Source organism: Streptomyces sp. NPDC024698 (genome assembly GCF_055559015.1).
In genome coordinates, this window is record NZ_JBVHLK010000008.1 from 42,001 (window position 1) to 57,835 (window position 15,835).

Consider the following 15,835-nt stretch of genomic DNA (forward strand, 5'->3'; position numbering starts at 1 on the left):
TCAGGCGGCGCGCTGGTCTTCGGGGTAGGCGCAGGGCACGCAGGTCCCGAGCGAGGCGGGGATGACGTATCCGGCGTCCGTGCGGCACTTGGGGCAGGTGCGGCGCGCGAGCATCGCTTTGGCGAGCGCTGCCCGCCGCCCCGCAGTCATCGGCCGAACGGGCTTGGCGAGGTCGATGCGGTAGAGGTAGGCAACGAGCGGGCCCCGGCGGCGGCGCGGCCGTTCGAGCGTCGCGGCCACCGGTTGTCCGCCGGGTCGCAGTCCGCGGGCTCGGAGTTGGCGGCGGGTGGCGTAGCCGTCCGGGGCGAGGCGCCATCGGAATACCGGCAGCGCGGCCATCACGCCACGCGCTTCCACGCCGCCCGCAGCCGGACTTCAGAGGCGGAGTGGCCAGCCGCCCGGAAGCGGGTGGCCATCTCCCGGTAGGACAGGGCCGGAACGCGGCTGGTGCGGATGTCCTCCACGACCGTCTCAAGTTCCGTGTCGGTGAGCGCCGGGCCCGATTCGATCGCGGGCAGAGGCTCGGTCGGCCCCCAGACGGGCAGCTCCCATCGGGGTGCGACGTCCGGTGTGACGCGGTGCGTCACGCTGGTCAGCGCCCGTCCGGTGTCCTCGCCGCTCCTCGCTGCTTCGAGCGTCGACCACGCATCGGAGAGCCGCGTAGCGGTGTCGGCCTGGACGCGTGCGACGCGAGCGCCAGCCTGCGTCACGGCCTTCAGCCGCGTCTCCTCTGTCGACGCTTCGGCCCGCAGCCGGGCACGGGCCACGGCGGCTTCGTCGCGGGCTTCCTGCTGAATCCCGGAGATGGCGTTCAACGCGGTCTGAGTGAGCGCGGTCCGCTCCCACAACCCGTGGACCAGCCACAGTGCCTTCGCCGCGAGCGGCAGCCAGGCCACGGCGAGCCACGCGCCGGTGTCCGCTTCCGCGGTGAGCGCGTGGGCGACCAGGACGCCGGTGGCGAGCAGGCCAAACGACCAGCCCACCGTCGTTACCGCGTTGGAGTGGTCGCCCTGCGCTGCGAGGCGCCGTTCGTAGGCGAGGGTGGCGAGCCATCCCCCGTCGATGCCCAGGCCGACCACGAGAGCGACGGGCCACGGCATTGCCGAGCCCAGCCACATCACGACCACGGCCAGCGTGAGAACCAGGGACACCGCCGTCACGGCGACGGCGGGCAGAGCGGTCGGACGGGCCATCACGCCACCCCCGCCGGGGTCATGCCGGCGGTGCGGTTGGTCAGCTTGGCCCGCTCGGCGAGCACCCGGGCCAGCGCCCGACGTACCCGACGAGTGTCGACCTCGTTCGGGGCGTGGTCCATGGCGATGATCTGCGCGTCGATCAGGGCGACGTCCGCGAGGATCGCGGGCATCTCCAGATCGATCGCGTCCAGCTCCGCACCCGTCGGCTCCATGACGTCGGCGAACGCGGTAACAGCTTCCTGAACAGTGACGATGGGGTTCATTGGGTCGTGTTCTCCCTGCAAGGTGAACGGCCCGAACAGCGGCTCCCGGGTGGCACCCCGGGAGCCGCGCGCCGTTGTTGGGTAGGTCTGCTCGGCCGAGCAGCCACGGCCCCCGGCGCCCCAGTTCGAGGCGTCAAGGACCGTGAGCACTCGGGCTCACGTCAATCCATCGACCGCCCGTGTTCAGGCGGCTGGATCGGCACACTGTTGAGTTCTCAACCGATGCGCGCTCACTTCGTACTCACCCTCGCGGGCTTTCCTCCGGACGCTGTCAGTGCAGGTCAAACAGCCGCGATGCGACGTTCCCGACTTGCTTAGGGGGGGTTGCCGTTTCGCTTGTTAGGTACCGTAGGCAAACCGGAGGCTGCGCGCAACCCCCTCTCGCGATAGAGTCTGATAGCCCCCCTAGGCGACGTTGGGAGAGACGTGCAGGACGACATGCAGAAGGTCTCTGGGATCACGGACCCCGTTGACCGTGCCAAAACCGCAATCGACCTGATGGCGCGGTATCAGAGCCACGTGAATGAGCTGTCTCGCATCCGCCGGGAAGCGATCGAGGAAGCTCAGGCGTCGGGTATGACGCAAGCCGAGATCGCGAAGCGACTCGGGGTCAGCCGTGGGCGCGTCGGCCAGCTCGCATCTGCCGGGCCCCCGCCGGAACGCGCGTTCTTCGGCACAGACATGGTCACGGTGTCCGTTGCCGGCATGTACGAGGCGGGCAAGGGGCCCGATCAGAACCCCAGCGAGGTTGTCACCCGGGAAGACCTGAACAACTTCGAGCACCTACGCAAGCTGGTCACCGGCATGAAGCTTGACGCGCAGTACGAGGTGATTCCGCCAACTGGAATCGTCAACCTCAACCGGGACAACCACGTCGTAATCTGCGGGCCGCGCCGCTCCCCGATCGTGGCGCAGGTACTCGAAGGGGACGACAGCCTTCGGTTTGAGAAGGACACGGCGTGGCACGTGATCGACCAGGTAGCCGGGAAGAAGTACCGGTCACCCGTCGACGAAGACGGATCGCACGGGGACGTTGGCTACCTAGGGCGGCTCCCCCGTCTGGACGGCAAGGGGACGTTCCTCTACATCGCCGGCATCCACGCCATCGGGGCCAGTGGAGTCGTCCACTTCCTTGAAAACAACCTGGCCGAGCTGTACAGAGAAGTCCGAACGCGCCGGTTCTCCACCTTGATTTCGTGCCGTTACGACCCGAAGACGCTCGAAGTACAGGAGAGTCGACGCGTCACCCCGCTGTACAGACACGAAGGCTGAGGATGCGCGTCGCCATTGACACCCAACCCGGTGGAGCCGCTCCCAATGAAGACTGGGTGGCAGCCACGCCGACTCTCGCCGTTGTGCTGGACGGACTCAGCACAGCGGGCCTGGACACGGGATGCCGCCATGGCGTCCCGTGGTACGTGGCCCAGCTTGGCAGTCAGCTTGTCGCCGCAATGGCGGACCCGAGTCTCTCGCTCGCGGCCAGTCTGGCGGGTGCGCTCGAACGGGTGGCGGCGCTGCACTCTGAATGCGACTTGGGCCACCCAGGAACGCCCTCGGCAACAGTCGCGGTTCTTCGACAGCGAGATGGGGTCCTAGATCACCTCGTCTTGGCGGACTCCCCAATCATCCTCGAAGGTCACCAAGACTTCAGCGTGATCACTGATCTGCGGGTGGACGAAGTCCTTCCCGAGTTGCGGGCCAAGGTCGAGCGGTATGAGACCCATACGGCAGAGCACAAAGAGGCCCTGCAACGACTGATCACCGCACAGCGACTGACCCGCAACACGCCAACCGGTTACTGGGTGGCGGCAGCCAGCCCAGAAGTGGCAGATCACGCGCTAGTGGGCAGCACTCCCGCCAAGGACGTACGCGCCGCAGCGGTCCTGTCTGACGGCGTGTCGCGCCTTGTCACCGAGTACGCCATGGCGACGTGGTCCGAAGTCTTCACGACGCTCCGGTCCGGGGGCCCGCAAGAGCTGATCGACACCGTTCGGAAGGTCGAGGCCACAGACCCCACAGGGCGACGGTGGCCACGCTACAAGTCGGGCGACGACGCGTCCGTCGCCTTCTGCAACTGGTGATTACCGCAGGTCAGGGGTCGTGACGCACCGATGACTTTCGTGTACCTTTCAACGACTACGTCAGGCGCCGTTTCCAGGGACTGAAGCACTCGGTTGTGCCCCCGAGTGGCCACACTGTGGCAAAGCGCGTGGGATTTATTCAGGTAGGCGGGCGTGTCTGATCAATGACGCTCAGCGCGCCCTGCGGACAACGCGAATCCGGTAGTAGGTGGGGGGTGGACTACAGCCCCCCACCATCCGGGTAGGTCATGTAGTCGAGACCGGCCAGGAGCGACACATCCCGGCAGGTCAGCGCCAGTCAGCTCCGTCTCAGTTTCCGTCTCATTCACCCCCGTCCGAAGCCGTCCCCGGCGGTTCACGGGACGGGCGCGGGGACGGGAATGAACGAGGTTGAACGGCCCTGGATCACGCTCTGACCAGCACGAACAGACCTCGAAAGCGAGTGTGGCGCAAGTCACCGAGGGTTCAAATCCCTCCGCTACCGCGGTAGACGAAGGGCCTGATCCATTGGATCGGGCCCTTCGCTCGTTGCCGGTCCGGAAACCGGAGCGCGGGGGCGGGTGTCCGATTGCCATACTGCCCCGATGATCACCTTGCCCCCCGCCGTGCTGGATTCGTTGCACGGGCTCGCGTTCGGCGACGCCTTCGGTGACCGCTGGTTCGCCATCCTGCGCCGGGACGGGCAGACGGCCCTGGAGTCGCGGACGCCGCCCCCGGAGCCGCTGTGGCAGTGGAGTGACGACACCGCCCAGGCGCTCGTCCTCGTCCGCGAGCTCGCCGAGGGCGACGGCACCGTCGACCAGGACCGTCTCGCCCTGCGCTTCGCGGCCGCGTACGCCGAGGACACGCACCGCGGCTACGGGGCCTCGATGCACGACGTGCTCCGCCGGATCGGCGCGGGCGAGCCCTGGCGGGAGGTGGTCGCCGGGCAGTTCGGCGGCCAGGGCTCCTGGGGCAACGGAGCGGCCATGCGCGCCGCCCCGCTCGGCGCCTGGCATGCCGGCGACCTCGACGCGGTCGCCGAGCAGGCGGCCCGCCAGAGCGAGGTCTCGCACCACCACCCGGAGGCCGTCGCCGGGGCCGTGGCGGTCGCCGTCGCCGCGGCGCTGGCCACCCGCGGCCGGGGCGGGCCCGCCCCGGCGCGGCCGGAGTTCCTGCGGGCCGTCGCCGAGCGGCTCCCCGACAGCGACGTCAGGTCGGGGGTGCGGATCGCGGCCCGGATGCCGGAGCACACCTCGGTGCGGCACGCGGCCGAGGTCCTGGGCTCCGGCTACCGGATGTCGGGTCCCGACACGGTCCCGTACGCCCTGTGGTGCGCGGCGGGGCATCTCGACGACCTGGCGGAGGGCCTGTGGCTCACGGTCGCCGGGCGCGGCGACATCGACACCACCTGCGCGATCGCGGGCGGGGTGATCGCCGCCCGCACCGGCGTCGCCGCGCTCCCCCCTGCCTGGCACGCGGCCCGTGAACCGCTGCCCCCGATCGTGACGGAGCAGGCGGAACGCACGGAGTAGGCGGCAGGCGGAACGGCGGGCGGGCCCGCGGCGCGGCGAGGGGGCCGCGGACCTGGCCCGGAACGCGGACGAGCCCCGGCGCCGCTCGGCCGCCGGGGCTGCTCCGTACCAGGGAGGGTTCTCCGCTCCCACGAAGGAGGGGGGAAGGAGCGCTATCGGGGGCGCCCCTTCCCCCACGAAAGGACCCGCGAGTCCCTGCCGCCGTCTCGGGGGAAGTCGGGCGGCGGGAACCCCGTAGTCGGGTCCCTCCTCGCCCCGCGGACTCCTGTCGGTATCCGTCGGGGCTCGTTTCCATCCTGGACCGCCAGGGCGCCGCTCAGGCCCGGCAAAGGACCTCTACCAGCGGGCCGTTGGTCCTTAAAGCGGGCGTGAAGGTTACACTCGCCGCCGGCAGCAGGGGGCCGACGGGCGCAGAAGTCACAGGGGAGGCCGCCATGGCGGTGAATTCGAAGAAGATCGCCATCTACGTACTCGTGGTCTTCGCGCTCTACGTGATCATCACGGATCCGGCCAAGGCCGCCGACTACGTACAGATAGCCTTCGAGGGCATATCGAACGCCGCCGGGGCGATAGGCGACTTCATGACCTGGATCGCCGACGGGGCGAAGAACTGACGCCGGACACCGTCACCGGCCCGGCGGGGACTCCACGCGCCCCGTAGCGCAGCACCGCCTCACCATCAGGGAGCACCCGTGATCCGCCATCTGGTCCTCTTCAAGCTCGACGAGGGTGTCGCGCGCGACGAACCCCGGGTCGTCGAGGGCGTCGCCGCCTTCCGCGCGCTCGGCGGTCTGATCCCCGAGCTGCGGTTCTGGGAGTGCGAGTGGAACATCAGCGACCGCCCCATCGCGTACGACTTCGCGATCAACTCCGCCGTCGAGGACGCCGACGCCCTCAAGGCTTACCTGGAGCACCCGGCCCATGTGGCAGGTGTCGCTCTCTGGCGGGAGTTCGCCACCTGGGTGATCGCCGACTATCCGTTCTGACTGTTTTTGATCGCACTCTCTTACCGAGCCCTTGACCACAACCGGTCAGGGGTTTTCGACGTCTTGGACCCCGATCCACCTCCCCGTCACCCTCAACTCACCTCCAACACGGCGTTATGGGGTGCTTGCACACAGTGCACATGTCTTGTGATGCTATGACCGCTTTTGAGGGATGAATTGACGGATATGTTGACGGGTCGTTGACGAACGAAGAGGTGGCGTTGACCGTGTCGGCCAGTACTGCGCCGCCCCAGGAGGAAGCCCCGGCCGTCGCCAGGGCGACGGCCCTCCCGTCCGCCCCGCCGCCGCCCCCGGCCCGCCCCCTGACGCAGACCACGGCACCGAACCCCGCGGCCGGCCCCACAGCGGGCCCCACGCCCCCTCCGCCGCCCGCCCCCGCCACGGACGCCACCACCGCCCCGGAGACCGAGGCCGACCCCGCACCGGTCCAGGAGGTCGCTCCGGAACGGCGTCGCGGCGCCGACACCCGCGCCCTCACCCAGGTGCTCTTCGGCGAGCTCAAGGTGCTGGAGCCGGGAACGCCCGAGCACAACCGGGTCCGCGGCGCCCTCATCGAGGCGAACCTGCCGCTCGTCCGGTACGCGGCGGCCCGCTTCCGCTCCCGCAACGAGCCGATGGAGGACGTGGTCCAGGTCGGCACCATCGGCCTGATCAACGCCATCGACCGCTTCGACCCGGACCGGGGCGTGCAGTTCCCGACCTTCGCGATGCCCACGGTCGTCGGCGAGATCAAGCGGTACTTCCGTGACAACGTTCGCACCGTGCACGTGCCGCGCCGGCTGCACGAGCTGTGGGTGCAGGTGAACAGCGCGACCGAGGACCTGACGACCGCCTTCGGGCGCTCGCCCACCACCGCGGAGATCGCCGAACGGCTGCGCATCACCGAGGAGGAGGTGCTCTCCTGCATCGAGGCGGGGCGGTCGTACCACGCGACCTCCCTCGAAGCGGCCCAGGAGGGCGACGGGCTGCCGGGGCTCCTCGACCGGCTCGGCTACGAGGACCCCGCGCTCGACGGGGTCGAGCACCGCGATCTCGTACGGCATCTGCTCGTACAGCTGCCCGAACGCGAGCAGCGGATCCTGCTGCTCCGCTACTACAGCAACCTGACCCAGTCACAGATCAGCGCGGAACTGGGCGTTTCCCAGATGCATGTGTCAAGGCTCCTCGCCCGCAGCTTCGCGCGTCTTCGATCCGCAAACAGGATCGAGGCGTAACCGAAAAGAGCTAATCGCTCAAGGGCGATTTTTACGTCGGTTCAGCGCTGAAAATCCGTCAGACCCCCTTTTTCCAGGGCCGATCCACCCTCTACATGTCGACAAGTCTCTACAGCGTGTTGCCGACATGTGACATTCTTCCGGCAGCGCGTTTGCCGCGGCCTCGCCTCCGGTATTCAGGTGGAGGCTGCGTTCCTCCGACGGGAGCGACTGCCGCGACCGTCCGCGACCCAAAGGGGGTGGCATGTCCGCAGATCAGGGCAGCTCGAAGGTGCTCACGCTCACGAAGAGCGACGCAGTGCCCGAGGCGCACGCCGCGCTTCACGATGTCCCTGCCGCCGAGGCCCCGGAGCCCGTGCTGGTCCCCGAGTCCTCGGGCGCCATCGACACCCGGACCCTGTCCCGCTCCCTCTTCCTGCGGCTCGCCGCACTCGCCGAGAACAGCCCGGAGCGTGCCTACGTCCGGGACACCCTCATCGAGCTCAACCTCCCGCTCGTCCGGTACGCGGCGGCCCGCTTCCGCTCCCGCAACGAGCCGATGGAGGACATCGTCCAGGTCGGCACCATCGGCCTGATCAAGGCGATCGACCGCTTCGACTGCGAGCGCGGTGTCGAGTTCCCGACCTTCGCGATGCCCACGGTCGTCGGCGAGATCAAGCGGTTCTTCCGTGACACGTCCTGGTCGGTCCGCGTCCCGCGCCGCCTCCAGGAGCTGCGCCTGGCCCTCACCAAGGCCAGCGACGAGCTCTCGCAGCGGCTCGACCGTTCGCCGACGGTCGCCGAACTCGCCACGGCCCTCGGGGTGTCCGAGGAGGACGTGGTCGACGGTCTCGCCGTCGGCAACGCGTACACGGCGTCCTCGCTGGACTCGCCCGCCCCCGAGGACGACGGCGGCGAGGGCTCCCTCGCGGACCGTCTCGGCTACGAGGACACCGCGCTGGAGGGCGTGGAGTACCGCGAGTCGCTCAAGCCCCTGCTCGCCAAGCTGCCGCCACGCGAGCGCCGCATCATCATGCTCCGCTTCTTCGCGAACATGACCCAGTCCCAGATCGGCGAAGAGGTCGGCATCTCGCAGATGCACGTCTCCCGCCTGCTCACCCGCACCCTCGCGCAGCTGCGCGAAGGCCTCATCTCCGACTGACTCCCGCACGCGGGTTCTTAATTGACGGATCGTCAGCCACACTGGCGCGATGCGTCACGAGCCGATGCGTCACGAGCCGACAGGCCGTCGCCGAGGTGCCCTGCTGGGCGCCTCGGCGGCCTTGCTGTGTCTGGGCGGGGCCCTGGCCGCGTGCGGGAGCGGCGGAGGCGGTGGCGGCTATGCCGCCGTCGGCCCCGCGGACGGCTCTCCCCGGGCGGTGGCGCCTTCGGGCGACGTGTCCCTGGTGCCGCTGGAGGGCAGGGCCGGGAGCGGTTCCAACACCCCTGGCAACACGGCCGGTTCAGGGACCGGGGCATCGACCGCGGACCCGGGCGGCTCGTCGGCCGGCTCCGGCGCGGGCGGCTCCGGGTCGACCGGTGCGGGAGGCGGGGGAACCGGCTCCGACGGCGGGCGCACCTCGCCCTCCGGAACATCGCCCGGTCCGGCTTCCGGCACGTCGTCCGGCTCGTCCTCCGGCGGCGACTCCGGTCGTACGGGAGGGAGTTCGGGCGGAGGTCCGGGCGGGGGCCCGGGGGGTTCCTCCACGCCGACCGCACCCGCCCCGACGGTGAGCGCCGGTCCCGCCGTGCTCGCCGCGAAGGCCACCGCGCGCGCGGCCACCGATCGGCGCTGGTGCGAGAAGGTGACCGTCTCCTTCGCCAACACCGGTGGTACGGCGGCGCGTTCGGGCACGGTGACGTTCGGGACCCACATCATCGGGTCGCTCGGGATCGACTGGGCGACGATCCGGTCGACCGAGGCCCTCCCGGCGCCGATCGCCGCGGGCACGACGAAGAGCAGGACCTGGACGGTGTGCGTGGACGCCTGGCGCGTACCGCTGGGCATGCACATCGAGACACGGGACGTGTCGGTCGGATGAACCAGGGGCGTGGCCCCGACGGGTCACGCCGCCCCGGTCGTCGGCGGTGCCGCCCGGCCGTGGATCCGGCCGCGCGGTCCCGCGGGATCACATGAAGGCGAGATAGGCCACCGCGGCGACGACCGCGACGGCGAGGACGACGCCGACGATCAGACCCACGCGGGGGCCCGCGGGAGCGGCCGCCTGCTGCTGCCGGCCCTGGGGGGCCTCGTCGACGAACGCACGGAACATCTGAGTGCTGCCCGCGGGGTCGTAGTTGCCCTCGGGGCCCTGGGTGTTTGCCATAGGCCGGACCCTAGCGAATAGGCGGGGGCTGCCCAAGTGCCGGGCTCCCCTTCACACCGATCCTCACCACTCTCCCCATCGGCCGCCCCCACCTGCACGTTTCCGATCGCCAACACTTGCCTTTGCCAACTTTTTAGCCTTGAAGCATCGAACTCGTTTGCCTGCGGCAACCAACTTCTTTATGGTTGCCCTAAGCAACGAATAGAGGGGGTGCGATGGCCGGGCAGGCGCAGTACGAGGAACTGGCTCGTCAGCTCAGCGCCATCGGTGCCGTGAAGCGGGACATGGGCCGGATCCTGCCGCCCGACTGCCCCGCGGGTTCCGCCGCCGTGCTCACCCTGCTCGGCCGGTACGGCCAGATGCGGATGAGCAGGCTGGCGGAGCTCCTCTCCGTGGACATGTCGGTGACCAGCCGCCATGTCGCGCACGTCGCCGACCGGGGCTGGATCGAACGGTCCCCCGACCCGGCCGACAAGCGCTCGCGCATCCTGCGCCTCACCGAGGCCGGGCACGCGCAGCTCGACGAGCTGTCCCTGCGTACGTCGCGACTACTCTCCGACCGCCTGAGCCACTGGTCCGACGACGAGGTCGGGCTGCTCATCGAGCTGATGGGCCGGCTGCGCGAGAGCTTCGGCGACTGCCGCTCGCCGCAGCGGACGCCCGCCCACCCTCCCCCGTACGCGACAGACGTAGCAGAACCGACCACCCGTACACCCGCGTAAGAAAAGGAACCCCATGGCAACGACCACACCAGCCGGTGTGCGGGGCTCTCACGCCAAGCACGGAGGCGCCGACGGCGCTCCGATGACGCATCGGCAGATCATGGAGGCGCTGTCCGGGCTGCTGCTCGGCATGTTCGTCGCGATCCTGTCGTCGACGATCGTCACCAACGCGCTCCCCGAGATCATCGGCGACCTGGGCGGCGGCCAGTCCGCCTACACCTGGGTCGTCACGGCCTCGCTGCTGGCCATGACCGCGACCACGCCCCTGTGGGGCAAGCTCTCCGACCTGTACAGCAAGAAGGCGCTCGTCCAGATAGCGCTGATCGTCTACGTCCTGGGATCGGCCGCCGCCGGGCTCTCCCAGAACCCCGGCATGCTCATCGCCTGCCGTGTGATCCAGGGCGTCGGCGTCGGCGGTCTGTCCGCCCTCGCGCAGATCGTGATGGCCGCGATGATCTCCCCGCGTGAGCGCGGGCGCTACTCCGGTTACCTCGGCGCGACGTTCGCCGTCGCAACCGTCGGCGGCCCGCTGCTCGGCGGTGTCATCACCGACACGAGCTGGCTCGGCTGGCGCTGGTGCTTCTACGTGGGTGTGCCGTTCGCGGTCATCGCGCTGATCGTGCTCCAGAAGACCCTGCACCTGCCCGTCGTGAAGCGGGACGTGAAGGTCGACTGGGCCGGCGCGTTCTTCATCTCCGCCGCGGTCTCGCTGCTGCTGGTCTGGGTCACCTTCGCCGGTGACAAGTACGACTGGGTCTCGTGGCAGACGTACACGATGGTCGGCGGCGCGATCGCGCTCGGCCTGCTGTTCGTGCTGGTCGAGTCCCGGGCGAGCGAGCCGATCATCCCGCTGCGGCTGTTCCGCAACCGGACCATCACCCTCTCCTCCCTCGCCTCGCTGTTCGTCGGTGTCGCGATGTTCACCGGCACCGTGTTCTTCAGCCAGTACTTCCAGCTGGCGCGGGACAAGTCCCCGACGATGTCGGGCGTCATGACGATCCCGATGATCGGCGGTCTGTTCGTCTCCTCCACGGTCTCGGGCCAGGTCATCACCAAGACGGGACGGTGGAAGTACTGGCTCGTCTCCGGCGGCTTCCTCGTCACCGCGGGCCTCGGCCTGCTCGGCACGATCCGCTACGACACGACGTACTGGCACATCGCGATCTTCATGGCGCTGCTGGGCCTCGGCGTCGGCATGATGATGCAGAACCTGGTGCTCTCCACGCAGAACCAGGTGGCTCCGGCCGACCTGGGCTCGGCCAGCTCCACGGTGACGTTCTTCCGCTCCCTCGGCGGTGCGATCGGTGTCTCCGCGCTCGGCGCGATCATGGCCACCAGGATCACCGACTACGCCAAGGACGGACTGACCCACCTCGGCCCCAAGTACGCGGCCCTCGCCGCCGGTTCGGACTCCAGCTCCACCATCCCGGACATGGACAAGCTGCCCGCGCCGCTGCGCACCGTGATGGAGAGCGCGTACGGCCACGGCATCGCCGACGTCTTCCTGATCGCCGCCGGCCTGGCGCTGGTCGCCTTCCTGATCGTGCTGTTCATCAAGGAGGTCCCGCTGCGGACGTCCGGCGCGCTGGCCCAGGCCGCCGCCGAGAAGGCCGGGGCGCCCTCGGCCGAGACACAGGTCGCCGAGGCCGTCGAGGCGGCGGCCACCGCCGCCCTCGCCCCGGCCGTCACCCCCGTCGAGACCCTCTCCGAGACCGCGCCCGAGGGCACGCAGCGGCTCGGCGCCGTCGCCACCGCGACGCGCCAGGACGACCCGCAGCCCGTCTCCGGCGGCATCGCCGTGCACGGTCAGGTCCGCGGCGCCGAGAGCGCGCCCGTGCCGCAGGCCGCGGTCACGCTGATCTCGCCCGAGGGGCGCCAGCTCGGCCGCTCGGTCGCCCAGGCCGACGGCTCCTACGCGGTGGACGCGCCCGGTGTGGGCTCCTACGTCCTGATCGCCTCCGCCGACGGCTACCAGCCGCAGGCCTCGACGATCGTCGTGACCGGGGACCCGCTCGCGTACGACATCCTGCTGAGCGGCACCAGCGGGCTCAGCGGTGTCGTCCGGGCCGCCGAGGGCGCTTCGCCGGTCAAGGACGCGATGGTCGTCGTGACCGACGTCCGCGGGGATGTGCTGGCCACCGGAACCACCGGTGAGCAGGGCGAGTTCGCCTTCGCCGAGCTCGTGCCCGGCGTGGTGACGGTCGCGGTGAACGCCGCGGGCCACCGGCCGCGGGCGCTGCCCGTCGAGGTCGGCGGCACCGGGGTCACCCGGGTCGAGGTCGACCTCGACGCGGGCTCCCAGGTCCAGGGTGTCGTCCGGGCGCCGCACGGCCCCCTGTCGGACGCCCGCGTGACGCTGGTGGACGCGGCCGGAAACGTGGTCGGCACGGCCAGGACCGGCGGCGACGGGGCGTACGCCTTCACCGATCTGGACGGCGGCGAGTACACCGTCATCGCGGCGGGCTACCCGCCGGTGGCGACCGCGCTGACCGTCGGCGGCCGTGGCGTGGACGCCCACGACATCGAACTCGCCCACCCCGGCGAGTAGTCCGAGCTCCGGCCCGTGGGGATGCGCGCACTCTGAGCGGAGGTGCGCCCCCCACGGGCCGGTTTTCATTGGTACACCGCAAGGAGTTACTGCCATGGGCTTGACCGCGAAGATCCGCACACGGGACGGATGGGCCGTGTCGCACGCGGTCGTCACGGTGACCGACGGGGCCGGCGCGCAGGTGCTGCGGGCCGAAGCGGACACCGACGGAGCCGTGCACGACACCACGAGCCTCGCGCCGGGCGCCTACACCGTGATCGTGACCGCGCTCGGATACGCGCCCGCCGCCTCCGGCGCCATCGTCACGGCGTCCGGCCGGGCCGAGGTCGGCCAGGTGACGCTGGCCCGCCGCGGCGGCACCGAACTGCCCCCGCCGGGACCGTGGACCCTCGACCCGGCGCACTCCTCCGTCGGCGCCGTCGCCCAGCACCTGGGGATCTCCAGCGTGCACGGCCGCTTCACGGACTTCACCGGCCGCATCGAGATCGCCCCCGGCGACGTGACCGCCTCCCGGGTCGAGGCCACGATCACGGCCGCCTCCATCGACACCGGCAACGGCATGCGCGACGGACACCTGAGGTCACCGGACTTCCTCGACGCCGAGAAGTACCCGCTGATCACCTACCGTTCGACGGGCCTGACCCCGGCGGGATCCGACCGCTGGACCGTGCACGGCGAGCTCACCCTGCACGGCGTCGTACGGCCCGTCGACCTCGACCTCGCCTACCTCGGCACCGGCGCCGACCCCTGGGGCGGCACCCGCGCCGCGTTCCGGGCGAGGGCCGAACTCCACCGCGAGGACTTCGCCCTGCGCTACAACCAGATCGTCCAGGCGGGCATCTCCGCGATCGGCACGACCCTGAGGGTGGAGCTCGACATCCAGGCCGTGCAGGGCGAGTCGCTGCCGGCCGTCTGAGCCCGGCTCACTCGCCCTCGCTGGCGTCGACGATCCGTCGGGCCAGGTCACGGAGCTTGACGTTCTCCCGCTGGGAGGTGCGCACGAGGCTGTCGAACGCCTCGGACGCGTCGATGTCGAGCCGCTCCATGAGGATGCCCGTGGCCTGCCCGATCAGATCCCGGGTGCGCATCGCCTCGGTGAGCTGCTCGCGCAGGGTCGCCGAGTCCAGCGCGATACCGACGTGCGCGGTGAACAGCCGCCCTATCCGGGTGGCCGACTCGTCGAAGGCGCGGGGCGCCCGCGCGTACGCCGTCAGGACGGTCAGCCGGCGCCGGTCGGCCCGCAGCCGCAGTGACAGCACCGACCGCAGTCCGAGGCCGGACAGCGCGCGGTCCCCGTCCCCGTCCGCCGAGGCGCTGTCCTCGATCCGGGCCACCGGCGCCGTCCACAGCCGGCTCCAGTACGGGTGGTGCTCACGGCCCGCGTTCAGCGCGTCGGCGGAGCGGACGACCTCGTCCGTCCAGGCCAGTGTCTGCCGGTGGGCCTTCGGCTCGATGACCGAGATCCCCGCGTACTCGACACCGGGGAGGATGCGCACGGCCAGCCCGACGGCCGTTCGCAGGGTGGCATGAGGACTCGATGTCCCGTGCAGTTGCTGAGCCGCCGCCGTGAGGCCTTCGGCCAGCTCAAAACCCGTATCAGAACGGGACAATTCGGAAAACTCAGACGCAGCCACCACGAACCTCTTCGGCATGCACGGCCACATGACCATGCGCAGGAGAGCTCCGCAGCACATTCCCGACTGCGAGCACAGGACGAAGAGCACTTTAGCCGCTCCGATGAGGCGCGGTGCCGCCCACCGGCGCAGCCCGCGGGCGATCGGCCCGCACGCGGCCTACGCTGATCGCATGGCACCCCACATCGCGACGAACACCTCGGTCTCCCTGGACGAGTTGCTGGACTTCGTACGTCCCCGCCACCGGGCGATCCTGCTCACCCGCCGCGCCGACGGCGGCCCCCAGGGATCCCCCCTGACCTGTGGTGTCGACGACTCGGGCCGCGTCGTCGTCTCGACGTACCCCGAGCGCGCCAAGACCCGCAACGCCCGGCGGGACGAGCGGGTGAGCCTCATCGTCCTGAGCGACGAGTGGAACGGGCCCTGGGTCCAGATCGACGGCACCGCCGAGGTGATCGACTCACCCGACTCCGTCGAGCCCCTCGTCGAGTACTACCGGAACATCGCCGGTGAGCATCCCGACTGGGACGAGTACCGCGAGGCCATGCGCAAGCAGGCCAAGTCGATCATCCGCGTCACCCCCACCCGCTGGGGCCCGGTGGCCACCGGCGGCTTCCCGGCCCACCTGGCCCCCTAGGGCGTGCCCGGGGCCCCGGGGGGGGCTCAGCCGCGCGACACCATGGCCTCGATCCCCGCGGTCAGCAGGTCGAGGCCGAAGCCGAAGTCCCGCTCCCGGCTCCCGACCGTCCCGGACCCGTACACGAACTGGAGCACGGCCGCCGTCGCCCCGGGCCGCCCGTCCACCGGCATCCCGGTGTTCCCGATCACCTGCTGCACACACGCCGAGAACGCCGTGGAACACGGCCCGATGTTCCGGAAGTCGCCGATCAGCGTCGACACCCAGGGGTGGCGCACCAGCAACGCCCGGTATCCGTCGGCCAGCGCCCGCAGCTGATCGCGCCAGCCCTCCCGCGGCCCCGCGTCCGGCAGTTCCAGTTCACCGAACGCGGCGTCGAGCGCCAGCTCCAGCAGATCGTCCTTGGTGTCGACGTACCAGTACACGGACATCGCCGTGACGTTCAGTTCGGCCGCAAGGCGCCGCATGGAGAACTTCCCCAGCCCCTCGGCGTCCAGCAGCCGCACCGTGGCCGCGGTGATCCGCTCCCGGTCGAGCCCGGACGGCTGGCCGCCGTGCCGGGGGGTCCTGCCGCGGGGGGCCCTGCCCTCCAGCCAGACACTGGTCCGCGCCGCTCGCTCCGCCCCGTCGGCTGCCCTCACCATGGCGCACCTTCCTAGGAACCCGAACCACGTCGCGGGCCGGAACCTCCCGGACCACCGGAACTTCCCGGA

At 70.4% G+C, this 15,835-nt stretch carries 18 protein-coding genes; 12 read left to right on the plus strand and 6 right to left on the minus strand.

Going from position 1 to position 15,835, the window contains the following annotated elements; translation table 11 throughout:
• The 3 genes from ACZ4AA_RS19895 to ACZ4AA_RS19905 are packed head-to-tail and all read right to left on the minus strand — an operon-like array spanning position 1 to position 1,459.
• Positions 1 to 339, minus strand: coding sequence for an RRQRL motif-containing zinc-binding protein (locus ACZ4AA_RS19895; protein ID WP_467603432.1), 339 nt, complete (start codon positions 337 to 339; stop codon positions 1 to 3).
• Positions 339 to 1,193: a protein spdB gene (locus ACZ4AA_RS19900; protein ID WP_467603434.1), complete on the minus strand. Its 855-nt coding sequence runs from the start codon at positions 1,191 to 1,193 to the stop codon at positions 339 to 341. The genes ACZ4AA_RS19895 and ACZ4AA_RS19900 overlap by 1 nt, the downstream gene beginning before the upstream one ends.
• Positions 1,193 to 1,459 (minus strand): DUF6284 family protein, encoded by a 267-nt coding sequence (locus ACZ4AA_RS19905; protein ID WP_467603437.1) that lies wholly within the window; start codon positions 1,457 to 1,459, stop codon positions 1,193 to 1,195. Before ACZ4AA_RS19905 ends, ACZ4AA_RS19900 begins: the two co-directional genes overlap by 1 nt.
• 426 nt (positions 1,460 to 1,885) lie before the next feature.
• On the opposite strand from ACZ4AA_RS19905, the gene ACZ4AA_RS19910 reads away from it, so the two are divergent.
• From ACZ4AA_RS19910 to ACZ4AA_RS19945, 8 genes are all read left to right on the plus strand, one after another.
• The gene (locus tag ACZ4AA_RS19910) at positions 1,886 to 2,731 is read left to right on the plus strand and encodes a sigma factor-like helix-turn-helix DNA-binding protein (RefSeq protein WP_467603440.1); all 846 of its coding nucleotides are present in this window, start codon (positions 1,886 to 1,888) and stop codon (positions 2,729 to 2,731) included.
• Between the two features lie 2 nt (positions 2,732 to 2,733).
• Positions 2,734 to 3,540 carry a protein phosphatase 2C domain-containing protein gene (locus ACZ4AA_RS19915; RefSeq protein ID WP_467603443.1) on the plus strand — a complete coding sequence of 269 codons (807 nt, stop codon included), beginning with the start codon at positions 2,734 to 2,736 and terminating at the stop codon, positions 3,538 to 3,540.
• 584 nt (positions 3,541 to 4,124) lie between these two features.
• Complete coding sequence (locus ACZ4AA_RS19920; protein WP_467603445.1) at positions 4,125 to 5,054, plus strand: ADP-ribosylglycohydrolase family protein; 930 nt, start codon at positions 4,125 to 4,127, stop codon at positions 5,052 to 5,054.
• Positions 5,055 to 5,488: 434 nt separating this feature from the next.
• Entirely contained in the window at positions 5,489 to 5,668 is a 180-nt protein-coding gene (locus tag ACZ4AA_RS19925) for a hypothetical protein (protein WP_037615173.1), read from the plus strand.
• Between the two features lie 78 nt (positions 5,669 to 5,746).
• Positions 5,747 to 6,040 carry a Dabb family protein gene (locus ACZ4AA_RS19930; protein ID WP_467603449.1) on the plus strand — a complete coding sequence of 98 codons (294 nt, stop codon included), beginning with the start codon at positions 5,747 to 5,749 and terminating at the stop codon, positions 6,038 to 6,040.
• A 227-nt stretch (positions 6,041 to 6,267) separates the two neighbouring features.
• Positions 6,268 to 7,275, plus strand: a complete 1,008-nt coding sequence (locus ACZ4AA_RS19935) for an RNA polymerase sigma factor SigF (protein WP_467603452.1) — start codon at positions 6,268 to 6,270, stop codon at positions 7,273 to 7,275.
• Between the two features lie 244 nt (positions 7,276 to 7,519).
• Entirely contained in the window at positions 7,520 to 8,416 is an 897-nt protein-coding gene (locus tag ACZ4AA_RS19940) for an RNA polymerase sigma factor SigF (protein WP_339130332.1), read from the plus strand.
• Positions 8,417 to 8,465: 49 nt separating this feature from the next.
• Entirely contained in the window at positions 8,466 to 9,296 is an 831-nt protein-coding gene (locus ACZ4AA_RS19945) for a hypothetical protein (protein WP_467603456.1), read from the plus strand.
• 87 nt (positions 9,297 to 9,383) lie between these two features.
• Here ACZ4AA_RS19945 and ACZ4AA_RS19950 read toward each other — a convergent pair whose 3' ends face one another.
• Positions 9,384 to 9,581, minus strand: coding sequence for a hypothetical protein (locus ACZ4AA_RS19950; RefSeq protein WP_339130334.1), 198 nt, complete (start codon positions 9,579 to 9,581; stop codon positions 9,384 to 9,386).
• Between the two features lie 215 nt (positions 9,582 to 9,796).
• On the opposite strand from ACZ4AA_RS19950, the gene ACZ4AA_RS19955 reads away from it, so the two are divergent.
• From ACZ4AA_RS19955 to ACZ4AA_RS19965, 3 genes are all read left to right on the plus strand, one after another.
• The gene (locus ACZ4AA_RS19955; protein WP_467603459.1) at positions 9,797 to 10,303 is read left to right on the plus strand and encodes a MarR family winged helix-turn-helix transcriptional regulator; all 507 of its coding nucleotides are present in this window, start codon (positions 9,797 to 9,799) and stop codon (positions 10,301 to 10,303) included.
• Positions 10,304 to 10,385: 82 nt separating this feature from the next.
• A complete protein-coding gene (locus ACZ4AA_RS19960) occupies positions 10,386 to 12,851 on the plus strand; it encodes an MFS transporter (protein ID WP_467604354.1) in 2,466 nt (821 codons plus the stop codon).
• Positions 12,852 to 12,945: 94 nt separating this feature from the next.
• Positions 12,946 to 13,767 carry a YceI family protein gene (locus ACZ4AA_RS19965; RefSeq protein WP_467603461.1) on the plus strand — a complete coding sequence of 274 codons (822 nt, stop codon included), beginning with the start codon at positions 12,946 to 12,948 and terminating at the stop codon, positions 13,765 to 13,767.
• 7 nt (positions 13,768 to 13,774) lie between these two features.
• On the opposite strand, the gene ACZ4AA_RS19970 is transcribed toward ACZ4AA_RS19965, so the two are convergent.
• Positions 13,775 to 14,503: an ANTAR domain-containing protein gene (locus ACZ4AA_RS19970; RefSeq protein WP_467603464.1), complete on the minus strand. Its 729-nt coding sequence runs from the start codon at positions 14,501 to 14,503 to the stop codon at positions 13,775 to 13,777.
• Positions 14,504 to 14,657: 154 nt separating this feature from the next.
• Here ACZ4AA_RS19970 and ACZ4AA_RS19975 point away from each other — a divergent pair, with 154 nt between their 5' ends.
• Positions 14,658 to 15,122 (plus strand): PPOX class F420-dependent oxidoreductase, encoded by a 465-nt coding sequence (locus tag ACZ4AA_RS19975; RefSeq protein WP_467603466.1) that lies wholly within the window; start codon positions 14,658 to 14,660, stop codon positions 15,120 to 15,122.
• 26 nt (positions 15,123 to 15,148) lie between these two features.
• Here the strand turns inward: ACZ4AA_RS19975 and ACZ4AA_RS19980 are convergent, their stop codons facing one another.
• Entirely contained in the window at positions 15,149 to 15,766 is a 618-nt protein-coding gene (locus ACZ4AA_RS19980; protein ID WP_467603469.1) for a TetR/AcrR family transcriptional regulator, read from the minus strand.
• Between the last annotated feature and the right edge of the window lie 69 nt (positions 15,767 to 15,835).

What these genes read in the sequence shown, in the direction of transcription:
- ACZ4AA_RS19895 (WP_467603432.1), bottom strand. Translation starts at nt 339, where the DNA reads ATGGCCGCGCTGCCGGTATTCCGATGGCGCCTCGCCCCGGACGGCTAC.
- ACZ4AA_RS19900 (WP_467603434.1), bottom strand. Translation starts at nt 1,193, where the DNA reads ATGGCCCGTCCGACCGCTCTGCCCGCCGTCGCCGTGACGGCGGTGTCC.
- ACZ4AA_RS19905 (WP_467603437.1), bottom strand. Translation starts at nt 1,459, where the DNA reads ATGAACCCCATCGTCACTGTTCAGGAAGCTGTTACCGCGTTCGCCGAC.
- ACZ4AA_RS19915 (WP_467603443.1), top strand. Translation starts at nt 2,734, where the DNA reads ATGCGCGTCGCCATTGACACCCAACCCGGTGGAGCCGCTCCCAATGAA.
- ACZ4AA_RS19920 (WP_467603445.1), top strand. Translation starts at nt 4,125, where the DNA reads ATGATCACCTTGCCCCCCGCCGTGCTGGATTCGTTGCACGGGCTCGCG.
- ACZ4AA_RS19925 (WP_037615173.1), top strand. Translation starts at nt 5,489, where the DNA reads ATGGCGGTGAATTCGAAGAAGATCGCCATCTACGTACTCGTGGTCTTC.
- ACZ4AA_RS19940 (WP_339130332.1), top strand. Translation starts at nt 7,520, where the DNA reads ATGTCCGCAGATCAGGGCAGCTCGAAGGTGCTCACGCTCACGAAGAGC.
- ACZ4AA_RS19945 (WP_467603456.1), top strand. Translation starts at nt 8,466, where the DNA reads ATGCGTCACGAGCCGATGCGTCACGAGCCGACAGGCCGTCGCCGAGGT.
- ACZ4AA_RS19950 (WP_339130334.1), bottom strand. Translation starts at nt 9,581, where the DNA reads ATGGCAAACACCCAGGGCCCCGAGGGCAACTACGACCCCGCGGGCAGC.
- ACZ4AA_RS19955 (WP_467603459.1), top strand. Translation starts at nt 9,797, where the DNA reads ATGGCCGGGCAGGCGCAGTACGAGGAACTGGCTCGTCAGCTCAGCGCC.
- ACZ4AA_RS19960 (WP_467604354.1), top strand. Translation starts at nt 10,386, where the DNA reads ATGACGCATCGGCAGATCATGGAGGCGCTGTCCGGGCTGCTGCTCGGC.
- ACZ4AA_RS19965 (WP_467603461.1), top strand. Translation starts at nt 12,946, where the DNA reads ATGGGCTTGACCGCGAAGATCCGCACACGGGACGGATGGGCCGTGTCG.
- ACZ4AA_RS19970 (WP_467603464.1), bottom strand. Translation starts at nt 14,503, where the DNA reads ATGCCGAAGAGGTTCGTGGTGGCTGCGTCTGAGTTTTCCGAATTGTCC.
- ACZ4AA_RS19975 (WP_467603466.1), top strand. Translation starts at nt 14,658, where the DNA reads ATGGCACCCCACATCGCGACGAACACCTCGGTCTCCCTGGACGAGTTG.
- ACZ4AA_RS19980 (WP_467603469.1), bottom strand. Translation starts at nt 15,766, where the DNA reads ATGGTGAGGGCAGCCGACGGGGCGGAGCGAGCGGCGCGGACCAGTGTC.